This window comes from Aeromonas enteropelogenes, assembly GCF_000819845.1.
GTDB lineage: Bacteria > Pseudomonadota > Gammaproteobacteria > Enterobacterales > Aeromonadaceae > Aeromonas > Aeromonas enteropelogenes.
Map to the genome: position 1 here is coordinate 269227 of NZ_CDCG01000037.1, position 16072 is coordinate 285298.

The 16072-nt window shown below is 61.0% G+C and carries 9 protein-coding genes; 4 read left to right on the forward strand and 5 right to left on the reverse strand.

Translation table 11 applies throughout. The features are described from left to right. Positions 1-43: 43 nt before the first annotated feature. Both BN1123_RS14050 and BN1123_RS14055 read left to right on the forward strand, forming a co-directional pair. Complete coding sequence (locus tag BN1123_RS14050) at positions 44-1270, forward strand: exonuclease SbcCD subunit D C-terminal domain-containing protein (RefSeq protein WP_042027710.1); 1227 nt, start codon at positions 44-46, stop codon at positions 1268-1270. After that, positions 1267-5019 (forward strand): AAA family ATPase, encoded by a 3753-nt coding sequence (locus BN1123_RS14055; RefSeq protein WP_042027711.1) that lies wholly within the window; start codon positions 1267-1269, stop codon positions 5017-5019. Before BN1123_RS14050 ends, BN1123_RS14055 begins: the two co-directional genes overlap by 4 nt. Before the next feature lie 82 nt (positions 5020-5101). Here BN1123_RS14055 and BN1123_RS14060 read toward each other — a convergent pair whose 3' ends face one another. Further along, positions 5102-5866: a DODA-type extradiol aromatic ring-opening family dioxygenase gene (locus BN1123_RS14060; RefSeq protein ID WP_042027713.1), complete on the reverse strand. Its 765-nt coding sequence runs from the start codon at positions 5864-5866 to the stop codon at positions 5102-5104. A gap of 732 nt (positions 5867-6598) precedes the next feature. Here BN1123_RS14060 and pykF point away from each other — a divergent pair. After that, on the forward strand, positions 6599-8011 hold the full coding sequence (gene pykF, locus BN1123_RS14070; RefSeq protein ID WP_042027715.1) for a pyruvate kinase PykF: 1413 nt from the start codon (positions 6599-6601) through the stop codon (positions 8009-8011). A 148-nt stretch (positions 8012-8159) separates the two neighbouring features. Then, positions 8160-11483, forward strand: coding sequence for a mechanosensitive channel MscK (gene mscK, locus BN1123_RS14075; protein WP_042027716.1), 3324 nt, complete (start codon positions 8160-8162; stop codon positions 11481-11483). A 440-nt stretch (positions 11484-11923) separates the two neighbouring features. On the opposite strand, the gene crr is transcribed toward mscK, so the two are convergent. From crr to cysK, 4 genes are all read right to left on the reverse strand, one after another. Continuing rightward, positions 11924-12433 (reverse strand): PTS glucose transporter subunit IIA, encoded by a 510-nt coding sequence (crr, locus tag BN1123_RS14080; protein ID WP_026456550.1) that lies wholly within the window; start codon positions 12431-12433, stop codon positions 11924-11926. Positions 12434-12476: 43 nt separating this feature from the next. Next, positions 12477-14204, reverse strand: coding sequence for a phosphoenolpyruvate-protein phosphotransferase PtsI (ptsI, locus tag BN1123_RS14085; protein WP_042027718.1), 1728 nt, complete (start codon positions 14202-14204; stop codon positions 12477-12479). A gap of 44 nt (positions 14205-14248) precedes the next feature. Then, on the reverse strand, positions 14249-14506 hold the full coding sequence (locus tag BN1123_RS14090) for an HPr family phosphocarrier protein (protein WP_026457936.1): 258 nt from the start codon (positions 14504-14506) through the stop codon (positions 14249-14251). A gap of 453 nt (positions 14507-14959) precedes the next feature. Next, on the reverse strand, positions 14960-15928 hold the full coding sequence (gene cysK / locus BN1123_RS14095) for a cysteine synthase A (protein ID WP_042027719.1): 969 nt from the start codon (positions 15926-15928) through the stop codon (positions 14960-14962). Positions 15929-16072: the final 144 nt, after the last annotated feature.

Consider the following 16072-nt stretch of genomic DNA (forward strand, 5'->3'; position numbering starts at 1 on the left):
TCGGGTGCCGCTGGCACCGTCCCAGGATCCGGGTTGCTTTCTCATGAAAATCCTCCATACCGCCGACTGGCATCTTGGCCATCAACTCCATGGCCATGACCGCCGTTTTGAACACGATGCCTTCCTCGACTGGCTGACCGACACCCTCAAGGCACGCCAGATAGACGCCCTGCTGGTCGCAGGCGATCTGTTCGATACCGCCAATCCCCCCGCCAGCGCCTGGCAGCAGCTCTACCGCTTTCTGGCGCGGCTGCGGGCCGAGATGCCCAACCTCGACATGGTGCTGATCGGGGGCAACCACGACTCCCCTTCCAAGCTCGATGCCCCCCACGAACTGCTGCGAGCCTTCGATCTGCATCTGGTGGGCAGCATCAGCCGGGACAAGGATGGCCAGCTTGAGACCGATCGCCTGCTGGTGCCGCTGCATGACAACGAAGGCAAGGTGGCCGCCTGGTGCGCCGCCGTGCCGTTTCTGCGCAGCAGCGATCTGCGGGTCGAACCGCTGGCCGAGGGGCAGGACAGACTCATCGAGGGGGTGCGTCAGATTTATGCAGAAGTGCTCGCCGAGGGGCGCAAGCGCTGCGAGCAGGATCAGGCCCTGATCGCCATGGGCCATGCCTATCTGGCGGCGGGCCAGCTCTCGGAATTGTCAGAGCGACGGGTGCTTGGTGGCAACCAGCACGCCCTGCCCGCCGACACCTTCACCGGCGCCGACTACACGGCGCTGGGCCACCTGCATCTGGCCCAGCGCCTGGCTGAAGGCATTCACTACAGCGGCTCGCCGCTGCCCCTGTCGCTGACCGAGACCGGCTACCGCCATCAGGTACTTGAGGTGACACTGGAAGCCGGCCAGCTCGCAGCGGTAGAAGCCATCCCGGTGCCCCGCAGCGTCGAGATGATCCGCCTGCCACTGGGCTCCCTTGACGAGGCACTGGCCGCCATCGACGCGCTTGAGTTGCCGGATCGCCCGCAGGAGGCGCAACCCTTCCTTGAGGTGCGACTGCTGCTGCCCAAGCCCGAGGCCCGTATCCGCGAGCGCATTCTGGCGGCGCTGGCGGGCAAGCCGGTGCGCCTCGCCCGTATCAACACCCAGTATCAGGGGTCGGGACAGGGGCTGGCCGATGGCCGTGAGCGGCGCAGGCTGGATGAACTCTCCCCCACCGAGGTATTTCGTCTCTGTTATCAACGCCAGTTTGAAGGTGAGCCCGAGGTCGGGCTGGTTGCCTCGTTTGAAGAGATCCTGGAGCAGGTGAAGGAGGCCGACGCATGAAAATTTTATCCCTGTCAGGTGAAAATCTGGCCAGCTTGACCGGCCCCTTCACTATCGACTTTACCAAAGGGGCCCTCGGCGCCACCGGACTGTTCGCCATCACGGGCAACACGGGAGCCGGCAAGAGCACCTTGCTCGACGCCATCTGTCTGGCGCTCTATGACGAAATGCCGCGCTTTGTCGCCAACCGCAAGAACGTGGCCGAAGTGGGCCGCGCGGACGACGAGGAGAAGCTCAAGGCCAACGACGTGCGCGGCATCCTCAGCCGCGGCCACGCCAGCGGCTTTGCCGAGGTGCAGTTTCGCGGCTGTGACGGCCGCACCTGGCTGGCCCGCTGGGCGGTACGCCGGGCCCGCAACCGGGCCGAGGGGCGCTTTCAGGCCCAGGAGCGCAGCCTGACCGACGTCGAGTCGGACCAGGTTTTCTCTGGCAGCAAGCGGGAATTGCAAGAGCGCATCGACGAGCTGGTGGGGCTCTCCTGGGAGCAGTTTCGCCGTGCGGTGATCCTGCCCCAGGGGGAGTTTGCCGCCTTCCTCAAATCCGATGCCAACGAGCGCTCCGCCCTGCTAGAGCGGATGACGGGCACCGAGCTCTATTCCGCCATCTCCATCCAGACCTATGAACGGGCGCGGGAAGAACAGCAGAAGCTCGCCGCCATCGCGCAGCGCCTCGGCGACGTGGCGCTGATGGACGAGGCGACCCGTGAAGCGTGGATCGCTCGCCAGCTCACCCTCTCCACCACCCTCAAGCACGAACAACAGCAGCGCCAGCTGATGCAGGATCTGCGGGAGCTGGATGGCCGCATCGCCGCCCATTTGCAGGGGTGCCACGAGGGGGAAGAGGCGCTGACCGCCGCCCGGCAGGCTCACGATGCCGCAGCTCCCGAGCGGGAGGAGTTTACCCGGGCCGAGCAGGCCCAGGTGGCTCGCGCCGATCACGACGAGCTGGCGCGCCTCACCCTGGAGGTGCAGCAGCAGGAGAAGGTGATCGCCGAGCTTGGGCCGGAGCTGGACCGCCTCGAGGAACAGGCCAGACAAAATGCGCTCCATGAGCAGCAGTTGCTGGCGGACAAGATCGCTGCCGAGCGGGAGTGGGGCGCCCTGCAACCCGAGCTCAAGCGAGCGCAGGAGCTCGACACCCGGCTGCTGGAAAAACAGCAGCAGTTGCAGAAGATCCAGCAGGAGGGAAGCCTGGAGCGCGAGGTGCAGCTCACCCTGGAGCAGAGCTGGCAGGAGCTGAGCCAACAGGTAACCGCCCTCAAGAGCCAGTATCAGCAGTGGGGCGCCTGGCTCGAGGAGCACAGGGAGCTGGCTCCCCAGGCTCGCCAGTGGCAACCCCTGCTCACCGCGATGCAGGATTGGGCCGAGGATGCCGACAAGCTGCAGCAATTGCTGACCCTGCGCGAGCACAAGGTGCGTGCGCTGCAGCAGTTGCAACACCAGCTGGAGCAAGGCCGGCAGGAGCGTGACTACTGGCGCCAGGAGCAGGAGCGGCTGCAAAAATTGCAGGACGATCTGCAGGAGGAGCAGTGGGAGAGCCGCCTTGCCAAGGCGCAGGAGCAGTGGCAATTGCAGACAGAACAGCTGGGCCAGCTGCGCCAGCTGCTGGATCTCGCCAACTATGGCCGCAACCACGGCGAGCAGCACGATCGCCTGCAACAAGAGATAGCCCAGCTGGAACAAGCGCTGACCCGGCTCGCCAGCCAGGGCCAGGAGCTGGCCCCCGCCCTGGAGCGGCTGGCGGTGCAACGTGACGAGGCGCGCCACGCCCTGGAGCAGGCCCGCGCCGTGGCGAGCTTCGAGCAGTATCGCCACGTGCTGAGCGATGGCACCCCCTGCCCCCTTTGCGGCGCCGAGGAGCACCCCTACAGCCAGAGTCAGCCTCAGGTGGCAGGGATCCTGGGTCAGCTGGCGGAGCGAGCTCGCAGCCTGGAGCTGGAGTGGGAGCGGCTCAACCACCAGCACATGCAGGGCGAAGGGGAGCGCCAGGAGCTGACCCGCCAGCTCGCGGTGCGTCGTCAGCATCTGCCCGAGCTGGCGGCGAGATCCGAGCAGCTGACCCAGCACTGGCAACAACTCGGTGGGGAGGCGCTGCTCGGCCCCCCCTTGCCGCTGCGCCAGAGCCCTGCCGAATGGGAGCACCTGCTGGACACCCTCCTCGGTCGTGGCCAGGCGCTGGAACAGGGGCTGGCCCAGAGCCAGCAGACCCTGCGTCAGGCCCAGCAGGGGCAGCAGCAGTTGCAGGGCATCCGCCAGCAACTCAGCCAGCTGGCCACCCGCCATCAACAATTTTATCAGCAGTGGCAGGAGGCCGACCGCCAGCGCATCGCCTGGGAAGGGGAAGTGAAGGCGATGGGCGAGCAGGAGAGCACCCTGCGCCAGCGCCTCGAACAGGGGGCCAACCGGCTCGACGAGCAGATGGGCGGCCAACCCTGGCGCCAGTGGCTCGGCAGTCAGCAGTGGCGCGAGTGGCAGCAGACCTGCGAGGCCTATCTGCACGGCCAGAGCGAGTGGGAGCGACTGGCCGGCGAGATTGCCAGCCTGACCCCGACCCTGAGTGCCCAGGAGGCCCGCCTGCAGACCCAGCGCGAGCGGCTGCACAAGCTGGAGCGTGACTATAAGGAGCACGAACAGCAGCGTCAGGGATTGCTGGCGAGCCGTGCAGCCTGTCTGGAAGGTGAAGGGATCCCCCAGGTCGAGGCTCGCTGGCAGACGCGGTTGCAGCTGGCCGCCAGCCAGCTCGACGAAGCAGCCGGTGCCGGGCGCACCCTGCGGGAGCGACTGACCGAGCTCAAGACCCGCCTTGCCCATGTGGAGCAGGAAAAGCAGGTAAGCAGCCGCCGCAAACGCGAGGTACTTGGTCGCTGGGCCGCTCACGCCACTACTCTCGGCATCGCCGAATATGATCTGCGCCGTCTGCTGGCTATCGGCCAGGAAGAACTCAAGGCCCGCCGCGCCGCCCTGCAGTCACTGGACGATGCCCTGGCCGAGGCCCGTACCCGCCTCACCGAACGGCAACGAGCGCTGGCACAGGAGCAGAGCAAGCGGGAGCGTTATCAGGAACATCACCCCGAGCTGGCCGCCCTCACCGAGCAGGCACTCGGCGAACGGCTGGCAGCGCTGGAGAACCAGTGTCGCACCCTCGACGAGCAGCTGTTCGAGTGCCGCAGCACCCTTGCCCAGGCGGAGGCCGCCGCCCTCAAGGCGGGCAGCCTGCAAGAGGAGTTGGCGAGCCAGCAGGCGGTGGCGGATCACTGGCAGCAACTGTGCGATCTCATTGGCCAGGCCAACGGTGCCAAGTTCCGTACCTTCGCCCAGAGCCTCACGCTCGAGCGCCTCTTGCTGGAGGCCAACGCCCAGCTCGGCGAGCTGTCGCCCCGCTACCGGCTGGAGCGGGTGCCCGGCACCGATCTCGCGCTCCAGGTGGTGGATCTCGACATGGGGGACGAGGTGCGCTCGGTGGACTCCCTCTCCGGTGGCGAGAGCTTCCTGGTGTCACTGGCCCTGGCGCTGGCCCTCTCCAGCCTGTCGTCGCGCCAGACCCAGGTCGAGTCGCTCTTCATCGACGAGGGGTTCGGCACCCTGGATCCGGACAGCCTGGATCTGGCGCTGGCCAGCCTCGACTCCCTGCAGGCCGCCGGTCGCCAGATCGGGGTCATCTCCCATGTACAGACCCTGGTGGAGCGGATCGGGGTGCAGGTGAGAGTCGAGGCTCTCGGCGGCGGCGAAAGCCGGGTGATCGTGCCCTGACTGGCACTACCGGTACCGGGATTGCACAACAAAGGCCTCGCCAAATGGCGGGGCCTTGTCGTTCATGCCCACAGCGAACACCTTAGTCGAAGCGGTAGGCCCCCATATAGAGACTGCCCAGATCCCAGCTTTCGTGCAGCCGGACAGGGCTCGCCCCCCTGGCGGCCCCCAGCGCCACAAACAGGGGACGCAGGTGATCGTCGTGGGGATGGGACTCCACCGCCCCGGGGGCCAGCCGGCGATAGTCGAGCAGCGCCTGCTTGTCCCCTTGCGCCATCATCTGCTCGAGCCAGCGGACAAACTCCCGGGCCCAGGGGGCCGTGGGGGAGTGATCCGGTCCGAGTGCCCTCAGGTTGTGGGTGATGGCGCCGGAGGCAAGGATGCCGATCCCCTGCTCGCGCAGCCGGCCCAGCGCTTCCCCGAGCTGCCACAGCTGCGCCGGGGTGAAGTTCACGGGGATGGATACCTGCGCCAACGGGATCTCGCTGTCCGGGTCGATCAGCAACATGGGTGACCAGACCCCGTGGTCCAGCTCCCGCCGCACGGTACTGACCTGCCATCCGGCCACCGCCAGCTCGTCACCCACGGCCTGCTGCAGCCAGGCCGGGCTGCTGGCAGGCCAGCGCATATGGTAGAGCGGCTCGGGGAAGCCGTAGAAGTCGTACATCAGGGCCGGAGCCGGCTCGACGTTGAGCTCCAGCTCGCGGCTGAACCAGTGGGCGGAGATGACCACCAGCCCCTTGAGTTCCCCCAGTCGCAGGGTGCTCAGGAAACGGGTGGCAGGGCGATCCCGCAGCACCAGATCCGGGGCGCCGTGGGAGATAAACCAGACAGGGGCAAGGGACATGACAGTCACTCCAACAAGGTATCGGGTGGCGCTATTCACAAGGAATAACGCCGTTGGAGTACATTATCTGCCCACGCTTTCAGGTTAACAATCAGGTGAAATGGATAAGCACTGTTTACCAATTATTGATAATCACCGGGAGCTAAAACCCTGCTTCACTCTTGCCGATCTGTGGGCAAGGGGGCATTTCGTTTATCGGTACCAGCGCCCCTCTCCCCCACAACCAGGAGACGGCTGGCCAGCCTGGTGGCAACTTGCTGATCCTGCCATTCCCGCCAGCCCAGTGTCAGCGCACTTTCGAGCCGTGGCTCTCCGCTTAGCCAGCCTTGATTGCCTGGCCAAAAGCGCGTTGGCAGCGCCTGCATCACCAGCAGGCTGGCCCCCAGCAGAAACAGCCCGGGCCCCGCCCATCCACTGTTTTTCATCCCGAAACCCTTCAGATGCCGACGAATGAACTAACATTCTTGCCCATGCGGGTGACAGGACGGTGACACTGAGCAAGTTGTCATTTTACAACATTTGCTCCCGAATCGGCCGCCAAGACACAGATGGAAACACTTGTCCCCTGTCAGCTCAGACCAGTAGGTGTATACCCTGAAAAGTGACAATCAGGAAAACGTTATCCCTGAAAAGAAAACGTTATCTGGTCAAAACGTTGTTTCTGGATCATAAAAAGAATCCAAAAACTGGTGTATATTGCTCGGCGGAAACTCCTTAACCATGAAGACTGACATGAAAAAGACCAAAATCGTCTGCACCATCGGTCCCAAGACCGAATCCAAAGAAATGCTGGCCAAGATGCTGGATGCCGGCATGAACGTCATGCGCCTGAACTTCTCCCACGGTGACTACGAAGAGCACGGTACCCGTATCAGCAACCTGCGTGCCGTGATGGCCGAAACCGGCAAGCAAGCCGCCATCCTGCTGGACACCAAGGGTCCGGAAATCCGCACCATGAAGCTGGAAGGTGGCAACGATGTCGCCCTGGTCGCCGGCCAGACCTTCACCTTCACCACCGACCAGACCGTGGTTGGCAACAAGGACAAGGTCGCCGTGACCTACCCGGGTTTCGCCAACGACCTGCGCGTCGGCAACCGCATCCTGGTTGACGACGGCCTGATCGGTCTGGACGTCATCGAAATCACCGAGCGCGAAGTTGTCTGTAAAGTGCTGAACAACGGTGACCTGGGCGAGAACAAGGGCGTCAACCTGCCGGGCGTCTCCATCAAGCTGCCGGCCCTGGCCGAGAAAGACAAGCGCGACCTGATCTTCGGTTGCGAGCAGGGCGTTGATTTCGTTGCTGCTTCTTTCATCCGCAAGAAAGAAGACGTACTGGAAATCCGTGAGCACCTGAAGGCCCACGGTGGCGAGAACATCCAGATCATCTCCAAGATCGAAAACCAGGAAGGCCTGGACAACTTCGACGACATCCTGGCTGTTTCCGACGGCATCATGGTTGCTCGTGGCGACATGGGTGTAGAGATCCCGGTTGAAGAGGTGATCTTCGCCCAGAAGATGATCATCGCCAAGTGCAACAAGGCCCGCAAAGTGGTCATTACTGCGACCCAGATGCTGGACTCCATGATCAAGAACCCGCGTCCGACCCGCGCCGAAGCCGGCGACGTGGCCAACGCCATCCTGGACGGTACCGATGCGGTCATGCTGTCCGGTGAATCCGCCAAGGGTAAATACCCGCTGGAAGCCGTGACCATCATGGCCACCATCTGCGAGCGCACCGATGCCGTGATGCCGTCCAACCTGTCTGCGTCCAACGACAGCAACAAGCTGCGCATCACCGAAGCCGTGTGCAAGGGCGCGGTAGAGACCACCGAGAAGCTGGATGCCCCGCTGATCGTGGTTGCCACCGAAGGCGGCAAATCCGCCAAGGCCATCCGCAAGTACTTCCCGAAAGCCTGGATCCTGGCCATCACCACCAACAAGAAGACTGCTGCCCAGCTGGTACTGACCAAGGGTGTCATGACTCACGTGGTTGACAGCATCGCCTCTACCGACGATTTCTATCGCATCGGTAAAGAAGTGGCGCTGGAGAGCGGCATGGGTCAGAAGGGTGACGTGGTTGTCATGGTTTCCGGTGCTCTGGTACCGAGCGGCACCACCAACACCGCTTCTGTTCACGTACTGTAATCCGTACCGAACTGCTGAAAACGGCGCCTGCGGGCGCCGTTTTTTTTATCCCTCCCCCTGCTTCCCTGACAAACCCGATGATAGAATCCACGCGGTTTTAATTTAAGCGGGATATCCCCCGTACATCGAGTAATAACCCGGAAGTTTTATGCTCTCAATACGATTGAAAAGAGCCTCGGCCACTCTGCTGCCGCTGCTCTGTCTACTCGCCAGCCTCTGCACTGCGCAGGCCATGGCACAAGAGGTTCCCCAGCGCGCCAGCGTCCAGCGTGCCCTGGACAGCCTGGGTAAATCCGAGACCCTCACCGTCTCGCAACAAGCCGATCAGAAATTTCTGACCGACACCCTCAGCCTGCTCGACAGCATCGACAAGGAAGAGGCGAAGGCCAAGGCCCAGGCTCAGCGGATCCGGGCACTTCCGGCCGAGATCCGCGACATCGGCGCCAAACTCAACGCCCTGAACGAGGGCAAGAGTGCGGAGCAGATCAAGAGCGAATACGCCAGCATGAGCCTGAACGAGCTGGAGAGCCGCCAGCCCGATGTGCTGGCGAACATGCAAAACGCCCAGGAGGCCCTCGGTGCCATCGCCAGCCAGCTCACCAACCTGCAGACCCTGCCGGAGCGCGCCCAGACCAGCATGAGCCGGGTCTACCTGCGCAGCCAGGAGATCCGCAGCCGCCTCAATACCGGCGAGGGTGTCAGCAGTGCCGAGAAGATGAAGCTCAATACCGAGCTGGCACTGCTCGAGTTGCAGCTGGCCAATCTGCAGAAGGAGCTGGACAACCGTACCAGCATGCAGGATCTCGCGATCAAGCAGCGCGACTACCAGAGCGCCCGTCTCGCCAGCGAAGAGCAAAAGCTGCAACTGCTGCAGGAGCAGAGCAGCGCCAAGCGCCTGGGTGACACCGAGAAAACCGCCGAGCAGACCGGCGAGCTGGTGGCCACCGAAGACAGCCCGCTGGTGCAAAGAGAGCAGGAGATCAACCACCAGCTCAGCCAGCAACTAATCAGCGCCACCACCAACCTCAACTCGCTGGTGCAGAAGAATCTGCAGGCCAAGAGCTGGCTGGAGCGCGGCACCCAGACCGAACGCAACCTCAATGAACAGGTGCAGATGCTCAAGGGCAATCTGCTGCTCTCGCGCATTCTCTATCAGCTCTACCAGCAGCTGGAGGCGGCACCGACCGTCGCCGTCAAGAACCTGGAAGAGCAGATTGCCGACCTGCATCTGGCCCAGTTCGAGCTGAGCCAGCAACGCGACCAGCTGTTCCAGAAGAACCAGTATCTGGACAACCTCATCGCCCAGAGCCCTGATCCCGTCACTGCCGAAGACAGGGCCAGCCTCTCCAAGCTGCTCGATACCCGCATCAATCTGCTGGATCAGCTCAACCGCCAGCTCGACAGCCAGCTCACCAATGCCATCAGCCTGCAGCTGACCCAGCAGCAGCTGAGCCGGGTCTATGCTTCGGTCGAGTTTACCCTGCATCAACATATCTTCTGGGTAAGCAGCAACAAGCCCATCGACGGCAAGTGGTTCATCAGCTGGCCGGCCCAGGCCTTCAAACAGGCCTCCGACTGGGTGCTGAAACCTGACTGGAAGGGTTGGGGGGAAATGGTGCTGCCCATCTCGCTGCTCTCCCTTCCCCTGATGCTGGTCGCCGGTCTGCTGATCTGGAAGCGCCCGACCCTGATCGAGCGCCAGAAGAAGATCGCCAAGGATCTCGGCCGCTTCCGCCAGGACAGCCAGTGGCATACCCCGGCGGCCCTCTTATATACCGTGCTGGAGCGCCTGCCGGGCAGCCTGTTCATCCTCGCCATCGGCCTGCTGCTGACCTACTGTGGTCTGCTCACGCCCAAGCTTATCTTCCAGATCACCCTGAACCTCGCACTGGGTTATCTGGTGTTCAGCGTCTACCTCTCCGTGATGCGTCCGGGCGGCATCGCCGAGAGCCACTTCCGCATACCGAAAGCCGAGCTGCAGGCCAAGCGCAACAGCATGCACTATCTGTGGCTGCCGCTGCTGCCCCTCATCATGCTGTCGACCAAGGCGGTAGTTGAACCCTCCACCCTTGGCAACGACGTGATCGGCCAGGCGCTCACTCTGGCGCTACTGGGCCTGACAGCCTATCTGGTCTTCCCCATCTCCCGCGCCCGCATGAAGGGCGAGACGAGCATGCAGAAGTCCATCGTCGCCATGGCTCTGGCGCTGGCCCCCGTGGCCCTGATCATACTGGTCGGTCTGGGCTACTACTACACGGCATTGAAACTGACCGGTCGCCTGATCGAATCCTTCTACATGCTCATCCTCTGGAGCCTGGTCTATCGCACCGCCCTGCGTGGCCTCGAGCTGGCGGCCCGCCGCCTGGCCTACCGCCGTGCCGTGGCCAAGCGGGAGCACAAGGCCCAAGAAGATGCGGAAGGGGGAGAATCCATTGAAGAGCAACCCATGGATCTGGAAGAGGTCAGCCAGCAGTCCCTGCGTCTGACTCGCACCGTGCTGCTACTGATCTTTGGCGTCGCCTTCTACTGGCTCTGGTCCGATCTGGTGGCGGTCTTCGCCTACCTCGACAGCATGGTGCTGTGGCATCGCAGTGAAGGGACTGGCGCCAATGCCGTGCTCTTCCCGATAAGCCTGAGCGATGTGCTGATCGGTTTCCTCCTGCTGGGGGGCGCCTGGTCGCTGGCCCGCAACCTGCCGGGTCTGCTGGAGGTGCTGGTACTCTCCAAGCTGAATCTGGCCCAGGGCACCGCCTACGCCATCACCACCATGCTCAACTATGTGCTGATCGGGGTCGGCTCGCTGACCGCCCTCTCCATGATGGGCGTCCAGTGGGACAAGCTGCAGTGGGTAGCGGGTGGCCTGTCAGTCGGTATCGGTTTTGGCATGAAGGAGATCCTCTCCAACTTCGTCTCCGGCATCATCATCCTGTTCGAGCGTCCGGTACGGATCGGTGACACCGTCACCATCGGCAGCTTCTCCGGCACCGTCTCCAGGATCCGCATTCGTGCTACCACCCTGACCGACTTCGACCGCAAGGAGGTGATCATCCCCAACCAGCAGTTGATGACCGAACGGCTGATCAACTGGTCCCTGAGCGACACCATCACCCGCGTCATCGTGCGGGTCGGGGTGGCCTATGGCTCCGATCTCGAGCTGACCCGTACCCTGCTGATGCAGGCGGCCATGGAGAACAGCCGGGTGCTCAAGGATCCGGAACCCATCGTCTTCTTCCTCACCTTTGGCGCCAGCACTCTGGATCACGAGCTGCGCTTCTTCGTGAGCGAACTGGGGGATCGCAACCCGGCCATCGACGAACTGAACCGCAAGATCGATGCCCTGTTCCGCGAAAACGGCATCGAGATCGCCTTCAACCAGATGGATGTCTACATCAAGAACATGCAGGGAGAGGAGCAGAAGCTGGAGTCCCACTCCAGCCTGCCGCCTGCAGAGCCCGGCCAGCAGCCAGCCTGATAATTCTTGCCGGCCATGCCGATGACAAAAGCCGCTCACCCTGTGAGCGGCTTTTTTATGCCTGCTAAGGCAGAGGAGGGCCACGACAAGACCCCTTCTCTGTGTTCTGCACAAGAGGACAACCCATAGCTGCAATGAGCCAGCCAGATGCGTTACCTCCCTTGGTAGCCTTCTGCTCACCCTATCAGGGTGCCAACGCCTTCCACCCGCTTATGGATATGATCCGTTGCCAACCGTAGACCATAGGCCGCTGAGCGCTCACGTAGAACGTAGAGCAGCTGTCAGTGCGACCTCCTGTTTCACACTCATGACCTGGCTGATGAAATAACGCACTTCTCCTTTGCTGAAAGCGCCCTGCACCACAGAGCTGCGGCCATAAAAAAACCGAAGCACAAGGCTTCGGTTTTTTGCTGCAATGGCTGGCACAGGCCAGCGCTGCATTATTTCTTGATGCGGATAACCGGGGTCTCGCCCACAACAACGGCACCAGTCATCTTCACCAGCTCTTTGATCTCGTCCATGTTGGAGATGACCACCGGAGTCAGGGTAGATTTGGCTTTCGCTTCCAGAACGGCCAGATCGAACTCGATGATGGTGTCGCCACGCTTGACCTGTTGACCTTCCTGAGCGATACGGGTGAAACCTTCACCTTTCAGCTCAACGGTGTCGATACCGAAATGAACGAACAGCTCGATACCAGAGTCGGATTCCAGAGAGAACGCATGATTGGTCTCGAAAATCTTGCCGATGGTACCGTCGCACGGAGCAACCATCTTGTTGCCAGCCGGCTTGATGGCAATACCGTCACCCACGATCTTCTCGGCGAAGACAACATCGGGCACATCTTCGATCGGCACGATTTCGCCTGACAGCGGAGCAAAGATTTCGATGCCACCGGTATCAGAGCTATCGTCGGAAACCAGTTTCTTCAGTTTATCAAACAGACCCATAGTAAAGCTCCTAGAGATGATTTGTCGCTGTTTGCAGCCGATCTTAGCAGACTGCCTTCTGCTTAATAAAGTTATCTACACAGGCTTCGATTTCTGCGGCAGTGGCGAAGCTCAGTGCTTGGTCAGCCATCGCCTTCACATCTTCGAAGTTGGTGTTGCGGATAAGCTTCTTGATACGCGGTACAGAGATGGCGCTCATGGAGAACTCATCCAGACCCATACCCAGCAGCAGCAGGGTGGCACGCTCGTCACCAGCCAGTTCACCACACATACCGGTCCACTTGCCTTCGGCGTGGGACGCATCGATAACCATCTTGATCAGGGTCAGGACGGAGGGTGACAGCGGGTTGTACATGGCGGAGATCATCTCGTTACCACGGTCGACAGCCAGGGTGTACTGGGTCAGGTCGTTGGTACCGATACTGAAGAAATCCACTTCCTTGGCCAGATGATGAGCCATGACGGCAGCAGCCGGGGTCTCGATCATGATACCCACTTCGATGGCTTCATCAAAGGCTTTGCCTTCGGCACGCAGTTCGGCCTTCAGCGTCTCTACGGTAGCTTTGAGGCTACGGAACTCTTCGACGGAGATGATCATCGGGAACATGATGCGCAGTTTGCCGAAGGCAGACGCACGCAGAATGGCCCGCAGCTGGGCGTTCATGATGTCGGCGCGATCGAAGAAGATACGCACGGCACGCCAGCCCAGGAAGGGGTTCATCTCTTTCGGGAAATTCATGTACGGCAGTTCTTTGTCGCCGCCGATGTCCATGGTACGCACGATGATCGGCTGATCCGGCATCGCTTCGGCCACTTCTTTGTAGGCTTTGAACTGCTCGTCTTCGGTCGGCAGCGCATCGCGATCCATGAACAGGAACTCAGTACGGTACAGACCCACGCCTTCGGCGCCATTACGGATGGCACCCTCGGTATCCTTCACGGTACCGATGTTGGCGCACACTTCGACCTGGTGACCATCCAGCGTGATGGCAGGCAGATCCTTGAGCTTGGCCAGCTCGTCCTTCTCGGCCTGGAACTGGGCCTGGATCTCTTTGAACTTGGCCAGTTGCTCGGCGGTCGGGTTGATCACGATCTGGTTGTTGATCGCATCCAGCACCAGCACGTCACCATTCTTGACGCGCTCGGTGATGTCGTTGGTACCCACGATGGCCGGCAGCTCTAGGGAGCGGGCCATGATGGAGGTGTGGGAGGTACGGCCACCGATGTCGGTGACAAAGCCCAGCACGTACTTCAGGTTGATTTGAGCGGTTTCGGACGGGGTCAGGTCTTTGGCGACCAGGATAACCTCTTCGTCGATGGTGCTCAGGTTGACAACGGCGATGCCCAGTACGTTCTTGACCAGACGGGTGCCGATGTCACGGAAATCGGTGGCGCGCTCACGCAGGTAGGGGTCGTCCAGCTCGGCCATCATCTTGGCGTACTGTTCGATAACCTCGTAAATCGCCTTGTCGGCGGAAGCCTTGTTGTCTTTGATGAAGGATTTGATATCCCCTTCCAGCTCCTCATCTTCGAGCAGCATGATGTGACCTTCGAAGATGGCCTCTTTTTCCTCACCGAAGGTACGACCGGCCATCTCTTTGATGGCTTCCAGCTGGGCAGCTGACTTGGTGCGAGCTTCGAGGAAACGGTTGATCTCGGCATCAATCTGATCGGCGGAAATCTTGCCTTGATTGATAACGATCTCATCTTCTTTCAGAAGAAGCGCCTTACCGAATGCGATACCGGGGGACGCAAGAATGCCAGATATCATAATCCTTCCTATTAAAACGACTGTGGGGGAGGAATAAAGCTGGATTACTCCAGCTCGTCCATCAGGGCAACCAGCTTCTCAACGGCTTGCTGAGCATCCGGACCTTCGGCTTGGATGGTCACGTTAGTGCCTTTGGTCAGGCCCAGGGTCTGCAGCTTGAACAGGCTCTTGGCGCTGGCGGACTTGCCACCGGAGACCACAGTGATCTCGCTTTGGAATTCTTTGGCTTCTTTCACGAACTGAGCTGCCGGACGGGTGTGCAGGCCGTTTTCAGCAGTAATAACAACAGACTTCTCGTACATGGTTTCACCCCATATTATTGATATTTTTTGATGGATTGAGCGTTTATCAAACGATTCGCCCCACCGTGTCAGTATGGATATGTTGTAAAGTAACGAAAGCAGACCCGCAATGGTTTAATCCAGGTCAAGTTTCTGTGCAGTAATCGGTTTGTTGGCCGGTGTTTTTCCGTTATCCGGCTGAAAGCCGCATCAGGACTGGCCTGAAATTAATTTATAACGAAAAATAACACTTTGTTACTTTGTGATACCTAGCCATCAAAAACCGCGTGACGCCGCACAGGATATGAGATTTATCACAGAATGTCTGCTTTTTTTGTCGCGGCAACGCTTGTTATTTTACCCCAAAAAATAAGGGTCGAGTGACGCTCCCTCGCGTCACGGCCAAGTGCTGAGTCTAGTCCATAACAAAACGGCGCTCCGAGGAGCGCCGTTGTTTTGAAAAGATCCGTACATTTACTGCTGCAGTTCCTGCTCGGTGAACACCCCGGCAAACAGGGCGCTGGAGAGGTAACGCTCCGCCGCGCTCGGCAGGATGACGACGATGGTCTTGCCTTCAAACTCCGGCAGCTCGGCCAGACGACTGGCTGCGACCACGGCGGCGCCCGAGCTTATCCCGGCCAGGATGCCCTCCTCTTCCATCAGACGGCGCGCCATCTCGATGGCCTCGTCGCTGGTCACCTGCTCGACTCGGTCCAGCAGGGTCAGGTCCAGGTTGCCCGGGATGAAGCCGGCGCCGATGCCCTGGATCTTGTGGGGGCCCGGTTTGATCTCTTCCCCCGCCAGTTTCTGGCTGATGACGGGAGATTCGGCCGGCTCGACGGCCACGGAGACCACGGCCTTGCCTTTGGTCTGTTTCAGATAGCGGGAGACACCCGTGATGGTACCGCCGGTACCGACGCCGGCCACGAACACGTCCACCTCACCATCGGTGGCGTCCCAGATCTCGGGGCCAGTGGTTTTTTCATGGATTTCCGGGTTGGCCGGGTTTTCGAATTGCTGCAACAGGACATATTTGCCCGGCTCGGATTCGAGGATCTCGTTGGCCTTGGCGATGGCACCCTTCATGCCGAGCGGCCCCTCGGTCAGTACCAGGTTGGCACCGAGTGCCTTGAGCAGCTTGCGACGCTCCAGGCTCATGGTGGCCGGCATGGTCAGGGTGATGGGATAGCCACGAGCAGCGGCCACAAAGGCCAGAGCAATACCCGTGTTGCCGCTGGTGGGCTCGATGATCTCCTTGCCCTTGGTCAGCACGCCGCGCTTCTCGGCATCCCAGATGAGATTGGCGCCGATCCGGCACTTGACGCTGAAGCTCGGGTTGCGACTCTCTATCTTGGCCAGCACGCGGCCCTTGGTAACACGGTTGAGACGAACCAGCGGGGTGTTGCCTATGGTCTGGCTGTTGTCCTCGAAAATTTTGCTCATGGTGCTATCCCTGTGTTTGTTAAGGCGATGAAACAAGATTACCCTGTGGTTTCTGAATGAGAAGTGACGAATCGTTATAACAATATGTTATTACAACATATAGAGCTTATTCTCTCACTGAGTCCCGCCATCACCACGGGCCTC

Excerpts from the sequence above, each read along its gene's own strand:
- BN1123_RS14050 (WP_042027710.1), top strand. The coding sequence starts at position 44 with ATGAAAATCCTCCATACCGCCGACTGGCATCTTGGCCATCAACTCCAT.
- BN1123_RS14055 (WP_042027711.1), top strand. The coding sequence starts at position 1,267 with ATGAAAATTTTATCCCTGTCAGGTGAAAATCTGGCCAGCTTGACCGGC.
- BN1123_RS14060 (WP_042027713.1), bottom strand. The coding sequence starts at position 5,866 with ATGTCCCTTGCCCCTGTCTGGTTTATCTCCCACGGCGCCCCGGATCTG.
- pykF (WP_042027715.1), top strand. The coding sequence starts at position 6,599 with ATGAAAAAGACCAAAATCGTCTGCACCATCGGTCCCAAGACCGAATCC.
- mscK (WP_042027716.1), top strand. The coding sequence starts at position 8,160 with ATGCTCTCAATACGATTGAAAAGAGCCTCGGCCACTCTGCTGCCGCTG.
- crr (WP_026456550.1), bottom strand. The coding sequence starts at position 12,433 with ATGGGTCTGTTTGATAAACTGAAGAAACTGGTTTCCGACGATAGCTCT.
- ptsI (WP_042027718.1), bottom strand. The coding sequence starts at position 14,204 with ATGATATCTGGCATTCTTGCGTCCCCCGGTATCGCATTCGGTAAGGCG.
- BN1123_RS14090 (WP_026457936.1), bottom strand. The coding sequence starts at position 14,506 with ATGTACGAGAAGTCTGTTGTTATTACTGCTGAAAACGGCCTGCACACC.
- cysK (WP_042027719.1), bottom strand. The coding sequence starts at position 15,928 with ATGAGCAAAATTTTCGAGGACAACAGCCAGACCATAGGCAACACCCCG.